We start from the raw sequence: 22,059 nt of genomic DNA, 5'->3' as shown, positions 1-22,059 counted from the left end.
GGTCGTCGCGCGCACCGGGACCTCTCTATGGTTGCCGGTATGGACCTTCGCCTGCTGTCGTCGTTCCTGGCGGTTGTCGAGGAGGGACATTTCGGAAGAGCCGCGGCCCGGCTCTTCCTCTCCCCGCCCGCCGTCACCCAGCACGTGCGGCGCCTGGAGAGCGAGGTGGGGACCCGGCTGCTGCACCGCAACCCGGTCTCCCTGACCCCGGCCGGCGCCCGGCTGGTCGGCCACGCCCGCGGGCTGCTCGCCGCGGCGAACGCCGCCATGGACGACATGGCCGAACTGGTCCAGGACAAGGAGGCCGACGTCGTCCGCCCGCTCCGGGTGGGGATCATGGGCCACGGCTCGGCGGAGCTGACGCCGGCCGCGATCAACGCCTACCGGCGCGCCCGGCCCGAAGTCCCCGTCGAACTGCGGCAACTCGACTTCACCGAGCACGTCACGGCGCTGATCGAGGACAGCGTGGACGTGGCGTTCGTACGCCCCATGCCGGACGACGAGCGGGTCACGGCCGACGTCCTGACCACCGAGCAGCGGATCGTGGTCGTCCCCGAGGCGTCACCGCTGGCGGACGCCCGCGCGAGCGGCGTGCGCGTCGCGGACATCGCGGACCTGCCCTTCTTCCGACTGCCGTCGCACACCCCGCGCCCCTTCGCCGACTACCTCTACTTCAACGACGAGGCGCAGCGCCGCAGCAGGGACTTCGCGCTCACCCCGCAGGAGGTGCTGACCGGAGTCATCACCGGGCGCGCGGCCGGCTCGGGGCTCAAGTCGTTCGCGCGGTACTACGGATGGCCGGGCGCCGTGTACGTGCCGGTACTCGACGCGCCGTGGGAGAGCAGTTGCCTCGCTGTCCGGGCCAACGACGCCAACCCGGAGGTACGCGTCTTCCGCGCCCTCACCATCGCCCTGGCCCAGGAACTGGGACCGCTGGTCAACCGGTGAGCGACTCGAGGACGCGGACGCTAGCGGTAGCCGAGCTCGCCGCAGCCGGCGGTGCGCTGCGGCGGAACCGGCCCCCGTGGCACGTAGGCGCGGGGGGCGGTGTGCACCAGCGGGCGCGCGGCGCGCTGGCGGGCGCGGGCCTGCGCGACGGCCAGGCGCAGCACGCGCACGTCGGCCAGCCGCCCACTGCCGTCGGGCAGCGAGAGCCACAGGGCGCGGTGCCCGGCCGGTGGGTTACGCGGGTGGGGCATCACCAGCCAGTCGTCGTGGCTGAGCACCGTGACGGCCGGATCGCCCCAGCGGTCCGCGCTGCCGAGGGCCACGGGAATGTAGACGAGCTGGCAGTCCAGATCGCACAGCAGCGGCACGCCCTCCAGGTCGGCGCGCTGCTCGGCGGTCAGCTCGTCGGCGGCTGCCGCGGCCAGCGTGCAGGGCACGGCGACGGCGTCCCAGCCGCAGCCGGCGGGCACCAGTGCGGTGTTCCGCGGCGGGCGCTGCCATTCGGCCGCGAGCCGTTCGGGGCGTGGATGCGAAGCGCTGATCCACCGTTCGGCTGCGTCGGCCCGTTCGGGGGTCAGCGCTGGTCGGCGCGGGTGGCCGCCCTGCGAGAACCAATGCGCCAGCCGCTCTCGGGCGGGATAGCGGGCCATGTGTCCTCCGGGAGCCTTCCCGTAGGCGGGTGGTCACTGCCGCTGGGGGAAGGCGCGTGAGTGGGTGAGCCCGTCCGGAACGGCGGGCGCGGGGCCTGGCGGGTGCGTACGTCTCCATCTCCTGTGCTCCAGACCACCACCCACTATGGTGAGGGAAAAAGTCAGAATGCAAGTCCAGTTTGCAAATTGCAGTTCAGCGAGGAGGGACGGATTGGCCGCCGGCGATCCCCCAGAGGTGCTTCGGCAGATCCTGGGAGCCCAGCTCAAGGAGCTCCGCGAGAGCGCGGGCAGGTCGTACCTGGAAGCGGCCAGGGCGGTGGGAGTCAGCGAGGCGACGATCCGGCGCATGGAGGCCGGCCAGGCCACGCGCTACCTGCGCGCCTCCCTGATGGCGCTCCTCGACTGCTACGGCGTGACCGCGCGCGAGAAGGCCGAGGCTGTCCAGCGCCTCGCGGACGAGGCCAGCCAGCCGAGCTGGTGGCACCCCTACCGGGACGTGGCCCCCGAGTGGCTGCGCACGCGCATCGGGCTCGACGAGGCCGCCCAGCTCATACGCGGCTACGCTCCGCAACACGTGCCCGACCTGCTCCAGACCGAGGAGTACGCCCGGGCCCTGCTGCACGCCGACGACCCGCTGACCGCGCCCGACCCGGAGCGCACCGAGCGCCGCGTGGAGCTGCGGATGCGACGGCAGGCGCTGCTGCGCCGCGAGGAGCCCCCGCGGCTGTGGATCGTGCTCGACGAGACCGTGCTGCGCTGGCCGGTTGGCGGCCCCAAGGTCATGGGCGACCAGGTCGCGCGCCTCCTGGAACTGTCCGCGCTGCCGCACGTGACCCTGCAGCTCATGCCGTACGAACTCGGCCCGCACGTGGCCGCCGGGGCGGGGGCCTTCACCGTCTTCCGGGTCCGCGCGCGGGAGCTGCCCGACATCGTCTCCAGTGAGAACGGGCTCACCGCACCGACCATCGACACCAAGCGCGAGCACGTCGCGCGCTACCAGGCGGCCTTGGACCACCTGTGTGCCCAGGCACTGCAGGCGAGTGCCTCGCGCGACCGGCTGGGGGAGCTTCACGCACACTGGAGCGACGCCCCCCACGGCCCTGGAGGATGACGGTGACGCACGAGCCGCCGCAGACCACCGCGCAGGACACCCCGCCCGCACCCGCCCCACCCGGCCAGCAGGCCGCGCCGGTCGTCGCGGCGGATTCGGCGCTCGCCACCGACCCGGCGCCGCTGCCACCCCCGACCCCCGCGCCGCAGGACCCCGGCGCCACCTACGGGCGGGCGCACGCGGCGCGGATGTACGACTACTTCCTCGGCGGCAAGGACAACTACCCGGCCGACTGGGAAGCGGCCGAGCGCGTCCTCGAGGTCCTGCCGACGGCCCGTACGATCGCCCGCACCAACCGGGCGTTCCTGCACCGGGCCGTCGAATACCTCACCCGGACGGCCGGCGTCACCCAGTTTCTCGACATCGGCACCGGCATCCCCACCGAGCCCAACCTGCACCAGGTCGCCCAGGGCGCGGCGCCTGAGGCGCGGGTCGTCTACGTGGACAACGACCCCATCGTGCTGGCCCACGCGCACGCCCTGCTGCGCAGCACCCCGCAGGGCCGCACCAGCTACCTCCACGGCGACCTGCGCGACCCCGCGGCCATCGTGGCCTCCCAGGAGGTGCGCGAGACGCTCGACCTGACGCGGCCGGTGGCGCTGACGCTGATCTCCGTGCTGCACTTCCTGCCGCCGGGGCACGACCCGTACGCGATCGTGCGCGAGCTGCTGCGGCCCCTGCCCGCCGGTTCGTACCTGGCACTGTCCTACGCGACGACGGACTTCGCTCCCGCGCGGATGGCCCGCGCGGCCGAGGTCTACCGGCAGTCGGGCGTCGCCCTGCGGCAGGGCACCAGGGCCGACGCCGAGCGCTTCTTCGACGGGCTCGACCTGGTCGAGCCGGGGGTGGCGCCGATCCACCGCTGGCGCCCCGACCCGGGCGCCGGCGCTCGCGTCCCGGACGCCGACGTCTCGATGTACGGCGCGGTGGCCCGCAAGCCCTGACGGCCGGGGGCCGGCAAGCCCTGGGCGCGGGGGCGGCTGGCGCGCTCGCGCGGGCCGCAGCCTCGCGGGTGGGCCGTCAGTGGTCCTCGGCGGCGCTCAGGTAGACCCAGTGCCCGTCCTCGCGGACGAAGTGGCTCAGTTCGTGCTGGCTGTGCGCGCGGCCGCGCACCGTGAAGTGTGCCCGGAACTCGACGGTGCCGTCGGTGTGGAAGGCGGTGCCGCCCGTGGTGCGCAGGACCTCCAGGCCGGTCCACCGCTGGGCCGGCTCGAAGCTGATGCCGCCGGGGCGGGTGCTGGAGTGCCAGCTCCGCAGCAGGTACGCGGCGTCGCGGACGACGAACGCGCTGTAGCGCGAGCGCATCAGCCGCTCCGCGCTGGCGGCCGTGGTGTGCCCGCTGTGCAGGCTGCCGCAGCACGTGCGGTAGGTGGCGGCGAGCCCGCAGGGGCACGGGGATGCGGGCCCCACCCGGGGCTCGGTCGTCGGTCCGGTCGCCGGTCGCCGGCGCGCGCTCTTCTTGGCCATCCCCCCATTGTCGCCGCCCGGTCGCCCCGCCCGGGCCCGGCCTGGGGCCGCGCGGGCCGGCGTCAGGGGTACCTCGGCGATCCGGGCGTGGTGAGGCGCTCGCTCGTCTCCCGTCAGGTCCTGAGGCCGGAGAGGATCGTCGGCCAGCCGCCGTGGGACTGTTCGTCGGCGCCCTCGCGGAGCTGGCCGCGCGGGACGAGCAACCGACAGGAGTCGCTGATCGGCTCGATATCCCAGGTGACGCGAGGTCCCGCGCGTCGCACGTCCGTGCGGCGTCCGCGCGTCGCGCACCTGGCCAGCGGCGTGGGCGGGGCCGGGGCGCGGCGGCGCGAGGGGTGGCGGCCCGGGTCCGGGAACGTCGTTTATGCGTCAACATGAGGCGACCGCCGCTCACCTAACGAACGATCAGTCGCCGTCGTGACGCTGGCCACGGAGACCGGCGGTAGCCCGGTAAGTGCCGGTTGGCGTGCGGAGATCCCCGCGAAGTCGGTGTGGTGAGCACGGTCTTCGCGTCGGCCGCGAAGCGGGGGCAAAGATTCAGCCGCCGGAGGGCCCTTCCGGATTGCCATGTGCACGACTCTTGTGGATGGTCTAGGCCAATGCGACCCTGCCTCTGAATGACCTCCGGGAAGCCGTGACGTGCTGCGTCCCAGCGCGCTACGCCCCTGGGGGCTGTGCGATGTCCCCTGCCTGTAGATCGTTTTTCACTTGTGTTCCCCCCAAGTTGGAGAATGGAGCCCCCGATGTCCGTTCGACGCAAGGCCGCCTCCCTGGGCGCGGTCGGTGCCGCGTCCGCGCTGCTCGTGACCTTCACGCCCGGTCAGGCCAGCGCCCACGGCACGATGTTCGGCCCGGTCAGTCGCGTCGCCACCTGCTACGCCGAGGGCCCGGAGAACCCCAAGACGCAGGTGTGCAAGGACCTCGTCGCGACGAGCGGCACCCAGCCGCTCTACGACTGGAACGAGGTGAACATCGCCAACGCCAACGGCCAGCACCAGAGGCTGATCCCGGATGGCAAGTTGTGCTCGGCCAACCGTGAGAAGTACAAGGCGCTCGACTGGGCCCGTACCGACTGGCCCGCGACCAAGGTCTCCTCCGGGGCGATCAACTTCCGCTACCGCGTCACCGCCGCCCACCCCGGCACCATGACCGTGTACATCACCAAGCCGGGCTACGACCCCACCAAGCCCCTCAAGTGGTCCGACCTGGAGACCGCTCCGGTCGCCAAGGCCGGCACCGCCCGCACCGCGCCCAGCGGCTGGTACGAGTTCTCCGGCACCCTGCCCGAGCGCAGCGGCCGGCACATGCTGTACAAGGTCTGGCAGCGCAACGACAGCGCCGAGGCCTTCTACAGCTGCTCCGACGTCGTCTTCGGCCAGGCCGCCCAGGTCGCCGCCAAGGCCCCGACCCAGCAGGAGATCGACGCGGGTGCCGACAAGTCGACCGTGACCCACCACGGCCACGGCGGTGACCTGCCCGGTGAGCAGGCCGCGTCCAACAAGCTCGCCGCCCAGGACGGCAAGGTCGCCCTGAACGCCGAGAACACCGCCGCCGCGGCGGGCGACGGCAGCACGGTCCCGCAGACCATCGCGGGCGCGGCGGCCGTCGGCATCACGGCGGCCTGCTTCATCATGTTCCGCCGCCGCAAGACGGCCTGATCCCACCGGCCCATCGGGCCAGGGGTCGGCGCGTCACCTCCTGCGCGCCGGCCCCACCCGGGCGCGTCCAGCGCCCACAGCCGCTGGCCGGACCGACAGCCGGCCAGCGGCGCGCGGCGTAAGCGAAGCCGCGGGCTCCGCCAGGGGGCGGGTGCCCGGCGCCGCGGCCCGGCCCGCCCTTGAGTGGCGGCCTCCCACGGCCGCCCCCGGGCCTTGCCGACGCGCCGGCCTCGCCCCCTCCCGCGCGACGCGCGCCGCCCGACCCCACGGTCGGGCGCGGCGCGCTCGCGCCCGGCCGCCCTCGCACCGGCGCCAGCCGCGATCACGCGCCGGACGGCGGGGGCGGCCGGCCTCGCGGGCGACTCAGGCGCTCTCGCTCGCCGGCTGCTCGTGCGCGTGCTTGAGCGCCATGCGTCCGGCCGGCACCCGCGGGCCGCTGAGCGTGGCCCAGAACGGGTGCTGGCTCACCGTCGTGGCCAGGGCGAGCTCGCGCTCGCGCAACTCGGCCACCTCGGTACGCTCCGGCTCGGGCCAGCCCGGGGAGTCCGGCCGTTCGCGGGGGCGCCACAGGTCCTGGTCCCTGAAACCGGGCGCCGGCTCCACGGACCAGGGCAACCGCTCGTAGAGCGCCAGCAACCGGGCACGGACCTGATGCAGCTCCTCCTGGGCTGCCAGAAGATCGCGAGGAAACTCAAACGTTTCGGCCATGCCGAGAATGATACGACTGTTCGAATGCGTTCGACGCGAACCACGCCGAGCAGGGGCGATGATCCCCCCAAAGGAGCGCCAGGAACCGCGGGCCGACCCTTTCCGGCCACCCGTCGCCGCGCGGCCCGGGGCGCCCAGCGCGACGGCCCTCGCGGGCGACCGCGCACCCGCACCGGGCCCGGCCGCCCGCCGGGATGCGTGGGCTGGCGCGGCATCGCAGGCTGGAGGCATGAACGAGACGAATGGGCGCGGGGCGCCGCGCGTGGTCGTGGACGCGCCGCTGGACGGGCGGCGCCGGGTGACGATCGACGGGCGCGACGTGGGGGTGGCGGTCGAGCCCGACGAGGTGGTGCGGATGATGCGCCGCGCCGGCGTGCCCGAGGACCGCATCGCCCTGGACGACCCCGAGGTGGTCGAGTGGCACGGCGGCGGACCCGACGCGTGGCTGGACGCGCCCCCGCGCTGAGGCCGACGCCACCCGCCGGGCACGCCCGGCGCGCGGTAGCGGTTGGTTCACGTGTTCGCTCGGCCGGCCGCCGGTGTGGGGGAGGGGCGGTCGCCGACGCCCTCCGGTTCGGCCCCGTGGGGCGGGCTGGTCGCGGGGCCCGCTCGTCGGTGTGCGCGAGGGGCGAAGAGGCGGCACCGTGGAGGCATGACCGAACGTGATAGCCCGCACATCTCGGCCCCCCGTCTCGTCGTGCTGCCCGTGCAGCCGGGCAGCCCACCGTTTCGGTTGGTGGAGGTCGGCGGGGAGGTGGCGGGAACGGCCAGGTCGGTGGTGGACGTGATCGAGATCGCCCAGCAACTGGGCGTACGCCATCTCGACTTGGAGGACCCCGACGTCATCCGGTGGGTCGGCGGCGACCAGTTCACCTGGACCCCTCGGCACCTGCTCTGACCCGGGGCCGACGGGTGGGCCCGCCGCCGCGCCCCCGGGCGGCCGTGGCCGCCGCACCGGGGCGACCCCGTGGGGCGGGTGGCTACCCCGTCCGCGCGGTCAGCTCCGATGCCACGCGGAGCGTGGCCCGCGCCGTCGCCGCGAGCCACGCCTCGTCGGCGCGGGACTTGGGGGCCGTGGTCACCAGGGCGGCGATGGCCCGACCGGCCCGGTCGCGAATGGCCGCGCCCACCGCGCTCACGTCGTCCTCGCTCTCGGCGTGGTTGACCGCGTACCCGCGCCCGCGCACCGCGTCGAGGTGATCGCGCAGCGCCGTGCGCGTGGCGGGGGCGCGCTCGGTGGGGGCGTCGAGCTGCTCGCACGGGTAGAGCGCGACCAACTGCTCCTCGCTCAGCTCGGCCAGCATCACCTTGCCCGCCGCCGTGGCGTGCGCGGGCAGGCTCCAGCCGATCCGGCTGCTGACCCGCACGGTCTGCTCGCTCTCGACGCTGTCGATGTACAGCATCCGCGTGCCACGCCGCGTCGCCAGGTGGACCGTCTCGTCCGTCTCGTCCCGTAGCCGCACGAGCGAGCTGCGCGCCATCGAGCGGATGTCCATGTTCCGCACCACGGACAGGCCGATGTCCACCAGCGCGGGCCCCGGGCGGTACGCGCGCGAGTGCGTGTCCTGCTCGACGAACTCGTGGTAGCCGAGCGTCGAGAGCAGGCGGTGCACGGTGGAGCGGGAGAGCCCCATGTCGCGGCTGATCTGGTTGACGCGGACCACCTGGTGCTCCTCGAACAGGCGCAGCAGGCGCAACACGTTGTCGACGGCCCCGATCAACCCCGCCGGGCGGCTCGCCGCCGACTCCGACTCCCGCTCGCGGGCCGGCTCCAGGGTCTCCGCCTCCTCCGCGTCCATGGGCTGCACCGTAGCGCAGGGGACCCCCAGTTCCGTAGGGCTGTGGACGGCCGAGGGCGCTCTTGCGACTCCCGTCAACATGTAGCAGTATCCGGGTCGGTGTTCCTCATCGTGACACGTAACGCGCCGATCTGCACGAGCAGTTGAGCCCTCATCGCCTCCTCGGACGCCGGTCGACAGCCATCGGGTCGGCCGGGGCGGGGGTGACGAACCGGCGCTGGTCGGCGCCGGTCGCGATGCGGACCGCCAGGAGCGGTGGTGCGCCACGGCGTCCGACACGGGGCGGACGGCGGCAGCGCCACCCACGTGCCGGGTGCGCGCCCACGCGGGGGATGGACGCGCGCCCGGCCACACGCCGGCTCGTGGCTCCAGGCGGACCCGGGGGAGCGGCGCCGGTCGGTGTCCCGGAGGGCCAACGGGAGGTAGGAGTGGGCGCACGCGTTCCCTTTCTGATCATCGGCGGCGGCATCGGCGGCATGACCGCCGGCCTCTGCCTGGCCCGGGCGGGGTTCGACGTGCACGTCGTGGAACAGGCCCCGGAGTTCGGCGAGTTGGGCGCCGGCATCCAACTCGCCCCGAACGCCCTGCGCGTGCTCACCGCGCTAAACCTCGGTCCCGAACTCGCCGCCGTGGCCGTCTACCCCCGCAACCTGGTCTTCCTCCACGCCGACACCGGCCGCCGGCTGACCACCGTCGACCTCGGCGACGCCTTCCGGGCACGCTACGGCCAGCCGTACACCGTGCTGCACCGCGGCGACCTCCTCGACATCCTGCTCGCCGCCTGCCGCGCGCACGAGCGCGTCACCCTGGAGTCGGGGCGCGAGGTCGTCGAGGTGCGCGACGCCGAGGGCGAGTCGGCGACCGTGCGGTTCGCCGACGGCGAGACCTACGCGTGCGAGGCGGTGGTCGGCGCCGACGGCCTGTGGTCGCGCACCCGCGCGCTGGTGACCGACGACGCGCCGCTGTGCTCGGGGTACGTCGCCTATCGCGGCACCGTCCCGGCCGGCGACCTGCCCGACAGCGTGCGGCCCGACGACGAGCTCGTCTGGATCGGACCAGGCAAGCACCTGGTGCAGTACCCCATACGACGCGGGGAGTTGCACAACCAGGTGGCGGTCTTCCGCAGCCGCCGCTACCGGCCCGAGATCGCGGCCAGCGACGACTGGGGCACCGCCGACGAACTGCGGGAACACTTCGCCGCCGGCGCCGAGCAGGTGCGCGCGGCCGTCGCCCTGCTCGGCACCCACCGCCGCTGGCCGATGTACGACCGGGCCCCGATCGACAACTGGACCACGGGCCGCGTCACCCTGCTCGGCGACGCGGCCCACCCCATGCTCCAGTACCTCGCCCAGGGCGCCTGCCAGGCCATCGAGGACGCCGAGTGCCTGGCCCGCCACCTGGCGGCGCACGACGGAAAGGCCCCCGCCGCGTTCGCCGCCTACCAGGGCGAGCGCATCCCCAGAACCGCGACCGTGCAACGCCTGGCCCGCGCCTGGGGCGAGGTGTGGCACGACGACGGCCCGGTCATCCCGGCCCTGCGCGACCGCCTCTTCGCCCGCCGCGCCCCCGACGACTACACCGACCTGGACTGGCTCTACCAACGCCCCACCCGCTGAGCGCCCGCCCACACCACCGCACCACGCGAGCGACCGAGCGGCCCTGCCGTGTCCGGCACCGGCACCGGCAGCGTCCACCCCACGACGGTCGCCGCGCGCCGCTCCCGCCCACCGAGCGCAGGAGGCCCCGTGACCCCCGAGGAGCAACGTCTCTACCAGGACTTAGAACGGGCCAGCCTGGTCCCGCTGTGGACGGTCCGCGAGGGGCTGATGCCACCGACGCCCACCCCGCGCGCCGTCCCGCACCTGTGGCACTGGGCCCGGCTGCACCCCCTCGCGGCGCGCGCCGGCGACCTGGTCCCGGTCGGTCGAGGCGGCGAACGCCGCGCCATCGCGCTGGCCAACCCCGGCCTGGCCGGGCAAACCTTCGCCACGCCGACCCTGTGGGCGGCCATCCAGTACCTGGGACCGCGCGAGGTGGCACCGCCGCACCGACACAGCCAGAGCGCGTTCCGCTTCGTCCTGGAGGGCGAGGGCGTGTGGACCGTCGTGGACGGCGACCCGGTCGCCATGCGCAGGGGCGACCTGCTGCTGACGCCCGGCATGTGCTTCCACGCCCACCACAACCCCCGCTCCACCCCCATGACCTGGCTGGACGGGCTCGACATCCCCTTCGTGCACCACGTGGACGCCGGGTTCTTCGAGTACGGGCCGGACGGCCTGGACGACCGCTCCACGCCCGAGCGCTCCCGGGCCGAGCGGCTGTGGGCGCACCCCGGACTGCGCCCCTTGGGCGTGCCGGAACCCGCGCACTCGCCACTGATCGCCTACCGCTGGGGGCGTACCGACGCCGCGCTCACCGCCCAACTCGACCTGGCCGCCGGCGTCGAGCCGGGCCACGCCGCGGTCCGCTTCACCAATCCCGCCACCGGCGGCGACGCCCTGGCCACCATCCGGTTGGAGGCCCACCGGTTCGCCGCGGGAGCGCGCGACGCGCCCACCCGCGAGGCGGGCTCCAGCGTCTGGCAGGTCTTCGCGGGTTCCGGCACCCTCACCTTGGACGGTCGGCGCCACCCCGTCGGGCGCGGTGACCTGGTGGCCGTCCCCTCCTGGACCGAGCTGGCGGTCGAGGCGGCCGACGCCCGCGAGCCCGAGGAGGCGGGAGCGGGCCTGGACCTCTTCCGCTTCAGCGACGCGCCCGTCCTCGAACGCCTCGGTCTCGCCCGCGCCGCACCACCCTCGCCGCACCACCCTCGCCGCACCCCGGCGCGCGCCGGTGAACCGAACTCCGGCCGGCGCGCGGGGTTTTCGCCGCCTTACGGCACATCGCGGGGCATCGCGGCACACCACAGGGCATCACGGGTCGCCACCCGTCGCGTCGAGTGGGTCGCCGTGTGGCGACGATCCCGGCACGCTCATCCCTGAGCTACCTCCTGTGGGTGATCAACTGGTCGGCGTGTTGGTCAACTTGACGTAGATATCCAGCCAGGGAGGCGATTTTTTCTCTACCTCCGTGTGAGCATCTGAAGGCAGAGAGTAATCACCCTGAAGGGTGGGGTGATGCGCGGAGAGCTGGCAGCCGACCCCCAGGAACCACCCGGCGCGCTGCGGCGCGTGTGCCACGGGCCCCGGCCCGTCAGCCTCCACTCACGGCACGGCGGGGGAGGGACGTTCAGTGACGGGCGGAGCGCAGGAAGAACCGGTCGCCGTCGTCGGACTGGCCTGTAGGTTGCCCCGGGCGCCCGGGCCCGCGGCCTTCTGGCGACTGCTCACCGAGGGGCGACACGCGATCGGCGAGCCCCCCGCACAGCGACGGCCCAGCCTCGCCGTCGCCCCCGGCCAGCGCGGGCCACTCGGCGGCTACCTGGACCAGGTGGACGCCTTCGACCCGGCCTTCTTCGGCATCTCGCCCCGCGAGGCCGTGGCCATGGACCCCCAGCAGCGCCTCGTCCTCGAACTGGCCTGGGAGGCCCTGGAGGACGCCGCGATCGTCGCCGACACGCTCCGCGACAGCCCGACCGGGGTGTACGTCGGCGCCATGTGGAGCGACTACGCCAGCGTGCTGCACCACGGCGACCCCGAGGCCGTCTCCCGCCACTCCATGACCGGCACCCACCGCAGCCTCCTCGCCAACCGCGTGTCCTACCTCCTCGGCCTGCGCGGCCCGAGCCTCACCCTGGACGCGGGCCAGTCCTCCTCCCTGGTCGCCACCCACCTGGCCGCCACCAGCCTGCGCACCGGCGAGTCGGAACTCGCGCTCGTCGGCGGCGTCAACCTCATCCTCACCAGCGACAGCACGGCGACCTCCGAGCGACTCGGCGCCCTCTCACCCGACGGCCGCTGCTACGTCTTCGACGCCCGGGCCAACGGCTACGTGCGCGGCGAGGGCGGCTGCGTCGCGGTCCTCAAGCCGCTGCGCCGCGCCGTCGCCGACGGCGACCGCGTCTACGGCGTCATCCGCGGCAGCGCCGTCAACAACGACGGCACCTCCACCGGCCTGACCGTGCCGAGCCGGGCCGCCCAGGAACAGGTGCTCCGCCTGGCCTACGCCCGCGCGGGGCTGACCCCCGCCGACGCCCAGTACGTCGAGTTGCACGGCACGGGCACGCCCGTCGGCGACCCGATCGAGGCCGCGGCCCTCGGTGCCGCCCGCGCCGACGGGCCCCCCGGGCGGGCGCCGCTGCGCGTCGGCTCTGCCAAGACCAACGTGGGCCACCTGGAAGGCTCGGCAGGGCTCGTCGGGCTGGTCAAGACGCTGCTCAGCCTCCATCACCGGCGCCTCGCGCCCAGCCTCAACTTCCGCACCCCGCACCCGGACATCCCGCTGGCCGAACTCGGCATCGCCGTCCAACGCGAGGCGGAACCCTGGCCCGCGCAGGACGGCCCGCTGGTGGCCGGGGTGAGCGCCTTCGGCATGGGCGGCACCAACTGCCACGTGGTGCTCGGCGAGGCCCCGCCCGCCCGGCCCCACACCCCGGCGTCGCCGCCCGCGTCCGCCCACCCGGTGGCAGCGTCAACCACCCACCCCCGCACCGCACGTCAGACGGACGTGGCGCCGGCGGCCCCGACCTGGCTGCCCTGGCCGCTCTCCGGCCGCGACCCGCGCGCGCTGCGCGCGCAGGCCCGGCGGCTGGCCGACCGCGTCGCGGACGATCCGGCGCCGCGGCCGTGCGACGTCGGCTGGTCCCTCGCCGCCGGGCGCACCGCCTTCGAGCACCGGGCGGTCATCGTCGCCGCCGACCCCGCGCGCCGCGCCGCGGCCCTCGCCGCACTGGCGCGCGGCGAGTCGGCGCCGGACCTGGTCGAACCCCCGGTGGGCGGAGCCGGACCGGCCGGCCAGCGGGTGGTCTTCGTCTTTCCCGGCCAGGGCTCGCAGTGGGCCGGCATGGCCACCGAACTGTGGGACCACGCCCCGACCTTCGCCCGCCGGATGGCCGAGTGCGCCGAGGCCCTCTCCGAGTTCGTGGACTGGGACCTGGAAGCCGTGCTGCGCCAGGCGCCCGGCGCGCCCCCGCTGGCGCGCGTGGACGTCGTACAGCCCGCGCTGTTCGCCGTGATGGTCTCCCTGGCCGCCCTGTGGCAGGACCACGGCGTGGTGCCGTCGGCCCTCATCGGCGCCTCCCAGGGCGAGACGGCCGCCGCCTGCGTGGCCGGCGCCCTGTCGCTGCGCGACGCGGCCCGCGTGGTGGCGCTGCGCTCCCAGGTCATCGGCGCCATCGCCGGCGGCGGCGCCATGGTCTCGCTGGCGTTGAGCCCCGACGCGGCCACCGAGCTGATCGCGGCCTGGGACGGCCGACTGTCGCTGGCCGCCGTCAACGGCCCCGCGTCCGTCGTCGTCTCCGGCGAGGCCGACGCCGCCACCGAACTCGTGGCCCGGTGCGTCGCCGACGGCGTGCGCGCCCGCTGCATCCCGGTGGACTACGCGTCCCACTCGGCCCAGGTCGAACCGGTACGCCCACGGCTGGTGCGAGCGCTGGCCGACATCGCGCCACGCCCGGCGACGATCCCGCTCTACTCCACGGTCACGGCACAGCCCCTGCGCGGCACCGAACTCGACCCCCGGTACTGGTACGAGAACCTGCGCGGAACCGTCCGCTTCGCGCAGACCGTCGACGCGGTGCTCGACGCGGGCGACGCCGTGTTCGTCGAACTGTCCCCGCACCCCGTGCTCGTGCACGGCATCGAGCAGAGCGCCGAGGCGCGCGGCACCGAACACACGGCGGCCATCGGCTCCCTGCGCCGGGGCGAGAGCGGCCCGCACCGCTTCCTGACCTCGCTGGCCGAGGCATACGTGCACGGCGTCGCCGTCGACTGGACCGTCCCCTTCCGCGACACCGACGCCACCCGCACCGACCTGCCCACCTACCCCTTCCAGCGGCAGCGCTACTGGCCCGGCGGGCACAGCCACGAGGCGTACGAGACGCCCGAACCAGAAGACGCCGACGGCCCGTGGCGCGCCCAGCTCACCGCGCCCGCCGCGGACGACCGACGCCGGGCCGTGGCCGCCCTCATCCGCGCCCAGGTCGCCCAGGTCCTGGCGTACGAACCGGACGACGTCGACGCCCGGCGGACCTTCAAGGACCTGGGCTTCGACTCGCTGGGCGCCATCGACCTGCGCAACCGGCTCGGCCGGGCCACCGGGCTCCGGCTGCCCTCCTCGCTGCTCTTCGACCACCCCACCATCGAGCACCTGGAGCGCCACCTCAGCGCCGCCCTGGCCCCCGCCGCGCGCGACGCCCCAAGCCCCCTGGCCGTGCCCCGCAGCCGCCCCGCCCCGGCCGAGGTGGCCCGCGACGACATCGCCATCGTCGGCATGGCCTGCCGCTACCCCGGCGAGGTGGCCTCGCCCGCCGATCTGTGGCGGCTGGTCGCCGAGGGACGGGACGCGATCACCGGCTTCCCCACCGGGCGCGGCTGGGACGAGGAGTTGTACGACCCGGACCCGGAGCGGCCGGGCAAGAGCTACGCCAGGCAAGGCGGGTTCCTGCACGACGCCGGCGGCTTCGACGCGGCCTTCTTCGGCATCTCGCCGCGCGAGGCCCGCGGCATGGACCCCCAGCAGCGGCTGCTGCTCGAAGTGGCCTGGGAGGCGGCCGAACACACCGGCATCGACCCCACCGCGCTGCGCTCCAGCGCCACCGGAGTCTTCGTCGGCGGCACCGCACTCGACTACGGCCCGCGCATGCACGACGCCCCGCGGGGCGTCGAGGGGCACCTGCTCACCGGTGGCCACACCAGCGTCCTGTCCGGGCGCATCGCCTACCACCTGGGCCTGACCGGCCCCGCCGTCACCGTGGACACCGCCTGTTCCTCCTCGCTGGTCGCCCTCCACCTGGCGGTGCGCTCCCTGCGCCAGGGCGAGACGGAACTCGCGCTGGCCGGCGGCGCGACCGTGATGGCGACGCCGGGCATGTTCCTCGAGTTCTCCCGGCAGCGCGGCCTGTCGCCCGACGGGCGCTGTAAACCCTTCGGCGCGGGCGCCGACGGCACCGGATGGGCCGAGGGCGTCGGGCTCCTCATGCTCGAACGCGTAAGGGACGCGCACCGCAACGGCCACCGCGTGCTCGCCGTCGTACGCGGCACCGCGGTCAACCAGGACGGGGCGTCCAACGGCCTCACCGCGCCCCACGGACCGGCCCAGCGGCGCGTCATCCACCAGGCACTCGCCGACGCCGGCCTGGGCACCGGCGATGTCGACGTGGTCGAGGCCCATGGCACCGGCACCGCCCTGGGTGACCCCATCGAGGCCGAGGCCGTACTCGCCACCTACGGCCGCGACCGGCGCGACGCGGACCCCGTCTACCTGGGCTCCCTCAAGTCCAACCTCGGCCACACCCAGTCGGCCGCCGGCGTCGGCGGGATCATCAAGATGGTCGAGGCCATGCGGCACGGCCTGCTGCCCCGCACCCTGCACGCCCGCGAGCCCACGCCGCACGTCGACTGGGACACCGGAAGCGTGGCCCTGCTCACCGAGGCGCGCGCGTGGCCACACACCGACCGGCCGCGCCGGGCGGCCGTCTCGTCGTTCGGCATCAGCGGCACCAACGCCCACGTAGTGCTCGAAGAACCATCGCCCGCCACCCCCGAAACCGGGACCGACGCGGCGCCGCCCACCCCGGCCGACGCCCCCGCGCGCGGGGCAGCCCCGCTGCCCTGGCTGCTCTCGGCCCGCAACGACCGCGCCCTGCGGGAACAGGGAGCGCGCCTGCGGGAGTTCCACGCCCACCACCCCACCGCGCCCCCGGCCGACGTGGGCTACTCGCTCGCCACGACCCGTACCGCCTTCGAGCGGCGCGCGATCGTGTTCGGCGCGACGCCCGAGGAGTTCCACACCGGCCTCGACGCCCTGGCCCGCGGCGAGAGCGCGCCCAACCTGGTGCGCGGCGACGCCTCCCACGCCGGCGCCACCGCCTTCCTGTTCACCGGCCAGGGTGCCCAGCATCCGGGCATGGGACGGGAGTTGGCAGCGACATACCCGGTGTTCGCGCGGGCCCTGGAGACGGTGTGCGGAGCGTTCGACGAGCACCTGGAGCACCCACTGCGCGAGGTCATGTTCGCTCGCGACCACCTGCCCGGGGCGACTCCCGGTGCTGAGCCGGAAGCCGGGCTGCACCAGACGGCGTACGCCCAGCCGGCGCTCTTCGCCCACGAGGTGGCCCTGTTCCACCTCCTTGAGCAGTACGGGCTCACGCCCGACGCGCTCGCCGGGCACTCCGTCGGCGAACTCGCCGCCGCCCACCTCGCCGGCGTGCTCTCGCTCGCCGACGCCGCGACGCTGGTCGCCGCCCGGGGCCGACTCATGCAGACGGCCCACCCGGGGGGCGCGATGATCGCCGTGCAGGCGACCGAGGCCGAGGTGGTGCGGTCGCTGACCGAGCACGCCGACCGGGTGTCCGTCGCCGCCGTCAACGGGCCCACCGCCGTGGTGATCTCCGGAGACGAGGAGGTCGCCACCGAGGTCGCCGACCGCTGGCGCGCGCGGGGCCGCAAGACCCGCCGCCTGCGCGTCAGCCACGCCTTCCACTCCCCGCACATGGACCCGGCGCTCGCCCCGTTCCGTGACGTGCTCGCCCGCCTCGACCTCCGGGCGCCGAGCCGCCCCCTCGTCTCCACGCTCACCGGGCGACTCGCGACGGCGGCGGAGCTGACCTCGCCCGACTACTGGGTGCGCCAGGTGCGCGAGCCCGTACGGTTCCTCGACGCCATCCGCACCCTCGAAGAGCGCGGCACCACCGTCTTCGTCGAGGTCGGCCCCGACGCCGTCCTCACGGCCATGGCGGCCGAATCGTTCCACGGTCAGTCGTCCACCGCCCACGCCCTGCTGCGCGCCGGGCGCCCGGAGGCCGAAACCCTCGTCGTCGGCCTCGGAGGCGCGCACGCACACGGCGCGCCGCTGGACCTGACCAGCTTCTTCCCCGGCGCGCGGCGGGTGGAGTTGCCCACGTACGCGTTCCAGCGCGACCACTACTGGCTCGCCCAGCAGCCCCGCACGGACCCGCGCGGCCTCGGGTTGGAGAGCGCGGAGCACCTGTGGCTGTCGGCCGCGGTGCCGCTCGCCGACCGGGACGAAGCCGTGCTCACCGGCCGCCTCTCGCTCGCCGGCCACCCCTGGCTGGCCGACCACACCATCGGCGCGCGCGTCATCGTCCCCGGCACCGCCTTCCTGGAGCTGGCCCAGGCCACGGCCCGGCACATCGGGGCCGGACGGGTCGTCGACCTCACCCTGGAGACCCCGCTGCCGCTGCCGGCCAGCGGCGGGCTCCAGATCCAGGTCACCGTCGGGACCCCCGACGCCTCCGGCCAGCGCCCGCTGGCCCTGCACGCCCGCGCGGACGCGCCCGACGGCGAGCCGGGCTCCTGGACGCGCCACGCCTCGGGCGCGCTCGGCCCCCGGACACCGGACGCGTGGGACGAGAACAGCGCCGATCAACCCGCCGCCTGGCCACCCGCCGAGGCCGCGCCCGTCGCGGTGGCCGACGTGTACGCCCGACTGGCCGACCGGGGGTACGACTACGGGCCGGCCTTCCGCAATCTCACGGCCTGCTGGCGACATGGCCGGGACCACTACGTCGAGGTGCGGCTCCCCACGGACCAGTCGGCGGTCGCCGAACGGTGCGCGATCCACCCCGCGCTGCTGGACGCCGTGCTCCACCCACTGGCCGCGGACGCCACGCGCGCGGGCGAACCCGACGAGGTCTGGCTCCCGTTCGCCTGGGCCGGCGTCACCGTGCACGCCACCGGCGCGACCGAGCTTCGCGCCCGCCTCCACCCCACCGGTCCGGACACCGTGACCCTGACGGTCACGGACCTGACCGGGGCGCCGGTGGCCTCCGTACGATCCCTCACCCTGCGGCCCGTACGCACCGCCAAGCTCGCCGCCGCCGGGCGCGACCAGGGGAGCGGCCCGCTGCCGCTGTACACCGTCGCCTGGGAGCCGCTGCCCGCCCCGACCGCCGACACACCCGCACCCGCGATGGTGCAGTTCACCGTGTCGGCCGATGCGCACGGCTCCGGAGCCGAGGGCGTGACGCGACCGGAGAAGACGGTCGGCCACGCCGGGCCCGAGACGCCGACCAACCCCCCACGGGAGGCCGCGGCCTCCACGCGGCCCCCCGTACGGACAGCGCCCCCGCAGCCATGTGCGCAAGCGTGGGCGGGCGAGGCGCTGACTGTGGACGTCACGCCGGACGCCGAGGTGGTTCTCGCCAGGGTGTGGGCCGAGCCCGGCGAAGCCGACCCGGTGCCGGCCGCACACCGCATGGCGGAGCGCGTGTTGGCACTCGTCCAGCGGTTCCTGGGCGATGACCGCTTCGCGAAGGCGCGGTTGGTGGTGGCCACCCGTGGGGCCGTCGCGACCCGCCCGGGCGAGGACGTGACGGCACTAGCCGCCGCCCCGTTGTGGGGGCTCCTCCGTAGCGCACAGACCGAACATCCGGGCCGTGTCACCCTGCTCGACCTCGAACCAGCCGGTGACGACGCCCTCCTGTCCGCGGCCATCGCCAGCCGCGAACCGCAGCTCGCGGTGCGAGCCGGCCGCCTCCTCGTACCGCGCCTGGCGCCCCTGCGGAGGGCGGCGGTCGCGGCGGAGCCGCCGGTCGCCGGCCCCCCGCCACCGCGCGGCGCCACCCGCGACATCGCCGACCCCCGAGCGTGCGACGAGGCGACGGCGGGCAGCGCGGCCCGGGACGCCAGCGCGGCCCGGACGGGGGAGGCCGCCCGGGGCGTCGCGGTCGCGTTCGACCCGCACGGGACCGTCCTCGTCACGGGCGGGACCGGTGGGTTGGGGTCGCTGGTGGCCCGCCACCTGGTGACCGCGCACGGGGTACGGCACCTGTTGTTGCTCAGCCGTCGCGGCTTGGAGGCGCCCGGCGCGCGCCGGCTCACGGCCGAACTCGCCGCGCACGGCGCGCGGGTGACCGTGTCGGCCGTGGACGCCGCGGACGAGGGGGCGCTCGCCCGACTGCTGGCCACCGTTCCCAGCGCCCACCCGCTGACCGCGGTGGTGCACGCGGCCGGCGTCGTCGATGACGGCACCCTCGACACGCACACCCCCGAGCGGCTCGCGGCGGTCCTGCGGCCCAAGGCGGACGCCGCCTGGAACCTGCACCGGTTGACCGAGGGCCGTCCGCTGGCCGCGTTCGTGCTCTTCTCCTCGTTGGCGGGGCTGACGGGCGCTGCGGGGCAAGCCAACTACGCGGCGGGCAACACCTTCCTCGACGCGCTGGCCGCACACCGCGCGGCCCGGGGGCTGCCCGCGACATCCCTGGCCTGGGGCCTGTGGGATGCCCCGCAGGGCATGGCCGGCGCGCTCACCAACGCCGACCGCACGCGGTGGGCCCGCGCCGGGGTCGCCCCGCTCGCGGTGGAGCGCGGCCTCGCCCTGCTCGACGCGGCGCTCGCCAACCCGCACGCGCTCCTGGTGCCGGCGGCGTTCCACCTCGCCAGGTTCCGGGTCCACCCCGAGCAGGCGCCCGTCATGCTGCGCGGCCTGGTCGGCACCCCGGCGCGACGGCCGAGCCCGGGCGGCGCGCGCACGGACCCCGCGCCGGACGCCTGGGCCGACCGGTTCGCCGCCCTGCCGGAGGGGCAACGGGCGCAGGCCATCCGCGCGTTGGTGCGCGACGTGACCGCCGCCGTGCTCGGTCACACCGACTCGACCGCCATCGATCCCGAGCACGGCTTCAAGGAGATCGGCTTCGACTCGCTGGCCGGGGTGGAGTTGCGTAACCAACTGCACGTCGCCACCGGAGTGCGGCTACCCGCCACGGCCACCTTCGAGCACCCCACGCCGGCGGCGCTCGCCTCCCACCTCCTGCGCGCGCTCAGCGCCCACGCCGAGGGCGCCGCGTCACCGGACCCCGTCGCGGAGCGGCTGGCCGCGCTGCGGCCGGCGGTCGCGGCGGCGGCCTCGGAGCCGGCGGGGTACGAGCGGGTCACGGCCCAGCTCCGAGCGCTGCTGTCCGCGGCCCATACGGCGGGGATGGACACGGCAGCCGCCTGGTCGAGGAGCGAAGCCGTGACGGACGAGGAGTTGTTCGCGCTGTTCGACCAGCGCGAATGAGCGGCAGTCGGCCGAGGCCGCCCTGCCTCCGCGACGCCACGCTACGGAGGCCCGGCCCGCACGCGCCCCGGCGGGCGCACCTCGGCAGCGTGGGACACGGGCCCGGACGCCGGAGGGCCGGCGGCCACCGGTGGGGTCGGTGGCCGCCGGCCGGGAGGGGCGGCGACGCGCTGGGTGCCGACATGGCGTCGTCGGGCCTGTCGCGCTCGCCGGGTACCGCGCCGGGGCGGCGGGCGTCGGACCCGCGCCGACGGCGGCGTGCGCGTCGGCGGGACGTGCGAGACAGGCGAGCAGGCGGTCAGTCGCTCATGTGGGCAGTCGAGAGCCAGGCAGTCAGGCAGTCAGGTGGGCAGATGGTCAGGCGGGCAGTGGCATCGGGAGTTCCAGGCGATCGTCCGAGGTGAGGATGGCCTGTTGGAGTGCCTGGAGGTCGCGGCACGGTTCGAGGCCCAGCTCCTCGTTGAGCGTCTTACGGGCCGACTGGTAGACGTGCAGCGCGTCGGCGCGGCGACCGGAGCGGTAGAGCGCGAGCATGAGTTGGCGGTGCAGCGCCTCCCTGAGCGGGTGCTCCGTCGCCAACTGGTAGAGGTCGCTGACCAGTTCGCGGTGCCGGCCCAGCATGAGCCGGGCGTCCATCAGCATCTCGACGCACTCCAACCTGGCCTCGTACAACCAGGTCTGGAAACCCTCCAGGATGGGGCCGCAACACACGTCGTCGAGCAGTGGCCCGCGCCACAGGGCGAGGGCGCTCTCGAAGCTGTGGGCCGCCTGTCCGTAGCGGTGGGCTCGGGAGTGCTGGCGCCCGTCGTTCACCAGGCGCTCGAAGTGTCGGATGTCCAACTCGTCGGGGCCCAGGCGCAGGACGTAGCCGGGCGGGCGCGTGAGCACCGGGCTCTCGTCGCGGTCGGGGCGGTTGAGGAACTTGCGGATCTGCGAGATGTACACGTGGAGCCCGGCGATGACGCGGCGCGGGGGCTCCTCGCCCCAGATCTCCGTGATGAGGTGGTCGACGGGGACCACCTGGTCCGAGCGGACGAGGAGAACGGTGAGTAACACCTCTATCTTCCGCGCCCTGATGGAAGACTTCTCCTCTCCGTCGACCACGCGGAGAGGCCCCATGATTTCATATCGCACGGCGTGTCCCAGTCGCTGAAAGCGGTGAATTGTCGTATTCCGATGACGGACTCTTGGCGGTGTGCGAGCGAGTTTCAACCCAGGTCGACGTGCGGATCGTGGGACCGCAGCGGACACCTGCCCGTGGGTCGGTCCCTCTGACCTCGCAGGGCCGTTTCCGTTGGTTTACGTCATGCAACACCGAAGCCACATATCCCCCGTCTCTTTGGCGGTTTCCTCGACGGACCGGGTGGCAAAGCGAACCGGCTCTTCGCGGGTGACTGAAACGCCTTTGCGAGTTGTTCCGTTCGCTTGCCGGGAATCGGGAAACCGCACCCATCGGGCGCTGTCTCCAGGAATGACGATACGCCGCTCGTCAACGCCGGACAGATTAATGCACCCCTGTCCGTCAGACCCCGGCCCCAGTTGCCAACTCCGCACCCCCCTAGGGGTGAAACGGAGTCATCGCGGGAGCGCCGCGCACGCTG

At 74.7% G+C, this 22,059-nt stretch carries 14 protein-coding genes and 1 pseudogene; 9 read left to right on the top strand and 6 right to left on the bottom strand.

What is annotated here, in order from left to right; all coding sequences use genetic code 11:
* Window positions 1–39 precede the first annotated feature (39 nt).
* Window positions 40–948: a LysR family transcriptional regulator gene (locus H7H31_RS00795; protein WP_187063908.1), complete on the top strand. Its 909-nt coding sequence runs from the start codon at window positions 40–42 to the stop codon at window positions 946–948.
* A 20-nt stretch (window positions 949–968) separates the two neighbouring features.
* Here the strand turns inward: H7H31_RS00795 and H7H31_RS00790 are convergent, their stop codons facing one another.
* Window positions 969–1,598, bottom strand: a complete 630-nt coding sequence (locus H7H31_RS00790; RefSeq protein WP_187063907.1) for a hypothetical protein — start codon at window positions 1,596–1,598, stop codon at window positions 969–971.
* 166 nt (window positions 1,599–1,764) lie between these two features.
* Between H7H31_RS00790 and H7H31_RS00785 the strand changes: the two genes are divergently transcribed.
* Window positions 1,765–2,709 (top strand): helix-turn-helix domain-containing protein, encoded by a 945-nt coding sequence (locus tag H7H31_RS00785; protein ID WP_187063906.1) that lies wholly within the window; start codon window positions 1,765–1,767, stop codon window positions 2,707–2,709.
* Window positions 2,710–2,711: 2 nt separating this feature from the next.
* A complete protein-coding gene (locus H7H31_RS00780) occupies window positions 2,712–3,653 on the top strand; it encodes an SAM-dependent methyltransferase (protein WP_232109617.1) in 942 nt (313 codons plus the stop codon).
* Between the two features lie 76 nt (window positions 3,654–3,729).
* On the opposite strand, the gene H7H31_RS00775 is transcribed toward H7H31_RS00780, so the two are convergent.
* A complete protein-coding gene (locus H7H31_RS00775) occupies window positions 3,730–4,176 on the bottom strand; it encodes a YchJ family protein (RefSeq protein ID WP_187063904.1) in 447 nt (148 codons plus the stop codon).
* A 113-nt stretch (window positions 4,177–4,289) separates the two neighbouring features.
* Complete coding sequence (locus H7H31_RS00770; RefSeq protein ID WP_187063903.1) at window positions 4,290–4,439, bottom strand: SRPBCC family protein; 150 nt, start codon at window positions 4,437–4,439, stop codon at window positions 4,290–4,292.
* 480 nt (window positions 4,440–4,919) lie between these two features.
* Between H7H31_RS00770 and H7H31_RS00765 the strand changes: the two genes are divergently transcribed.
* Complete coding sequence (locus tag H7H31_RS00765) at window positions 4,920–5,834, top strand: lytic polysaccharide monooxygenase auxiliary activity family 9 protein (protein ID WP_187063902.1); 915 nt, start codon at window positions 4,920–4,922, stop codon at window positions 5,832–5,834.
* 363 nt (window positions 5,835–6,197) lie between these two features.
* Here H7H31_RS00765 and H7H31_RS00760 read toward each other — a convergent pair whose 3' ends face one another.
* On the bottom strand, window positions 6,198–6,542 hold the full coding sequence (locus H7H31_RS00760) for a hypothetical protein (RefSeq protein ID WP_187063901.1): 345 nt from the start codon (window positions 6,540–6,542) through the stop codon (window positions 6,198–6,200).
* Between the two features lie 229 nt (window positions 6,543–6,771).
* Here H7H31_RS00760 and H7H31_RS00755 point away from each other — a divergent pair, with 229 nt between their 5' ends.
* Window positions 6,772–7,008, top strand: a complete 237-nt coding sequence (locus H7H31_RS00755; RefSeq protein WP_187063900.1) for a hypothetical protein — start codon at window positions 6,772–6,774, stop codon at window positions 7,006–7,008.
* Between the two features lie 186 nt (window positions 7,009–7,194).
* Window positions 7,195–7,440: a hypothetical protein gene (locus tag H7H31_RS00750; protein ID WP_187063899.1), complete on the top strand. Its 246-nt coding sequence runs from the start codon at window positions 7,195–7,197 to the stop codon at window positions 7,438–7,440.
* Between the two features lie 82 nt (window positions 7,441–7,522).
* Here the strand turns inward: H7H31_RS00750 and H7H31_RS00745 are convergent, their stop codons facing one another.
* Window positions 7,523–8,341, bottom strand: coding sequence for an IclR family transcriptional regulator (locus H7H31_RS00745; protein ID WP_187063898.1), 819 nt, complete (start codon window positions 8,339–8,341; stop codon window positions 7,523–7,525).
* Window positions 8,342–8,769: 428 nt separating this feature from the next.
* On the opposite strand from H7H31_RS00745, the gene H7H31_RS00740 reads away from it, so the two are divergent.
* The 3 genes and pseudogenes from H7H31_RS00740 to H7H31_RS00730 all read left to right on the top strand — a co-directional run bounded on the left by H7H31_RS00740 (window position 8,770) and on the right by H7H31_RS00730 (window position 20,458).
* Window positions 8,770–9,957 (top strand): FAD-dependent monooxygenase, encoded by a 1,188-nt coding sequence (locus H7H31_RS00740; protein ID WP_232109616.1) that lies wholly within the window; start codon window positions 8,770–8,772, stop codon window positions 9,955–9,957.
* A gap of 48 nt (window positions 9,958–10,005) precedes the next feature.
* Window positions 10,006–11,124, top strand: a pseudogene (locus tag H7H31_RS00735) (cupin domain-containing protein); the annotation flags it as partial.
* A gap of 448 nt (window positions 11,125–11,572) precedes the next feature.
* Window positions 11,573–20,458, top strand: coding sequence for a type I polyketide synthase (locus H7H31_RS00730; protein ID WP_187117712.1), 8,886 nt, complete (start codon window positions 11,573–11,575; stop codon window positions 20,456–20,458).
* Window positions 20,459–20,815: 357 nt separating this feature from the next.
* Here the strand turns inward: H7H31_RS00730 and H7H31_RS00725 are convergent, their stop codons facing one another.
* Window positions 20,816–21,514, bottom strand: coding sequence for an AfsR/SARP family transcriptional regulator (locus H7H31_RS00725; RefSeq protein ID WP_443728878.1), 699 nt, complete (start codon window positions 21,512–21,514; stop codon window positions 20,816–20,818).
* Between the last annotated feature and the right edge of the window lie 545 nt (window positions 21,515–22,059).

This window comes from Streptomyces buecherae, assembly GCF_014295035.1.
GTDB classification, from domain to species: Bacteria; Actinomycetota; Actinomycetes; order Streptomycetales; family Streptomycetaceae; genus Streptomyces; species Streptomyces youssoufiensis.
The sequence above is the reverse complement of the archived record's forward strand: the minus strand, read 5'-3'. Positions and strand labels throughout refer to the sequence as shown.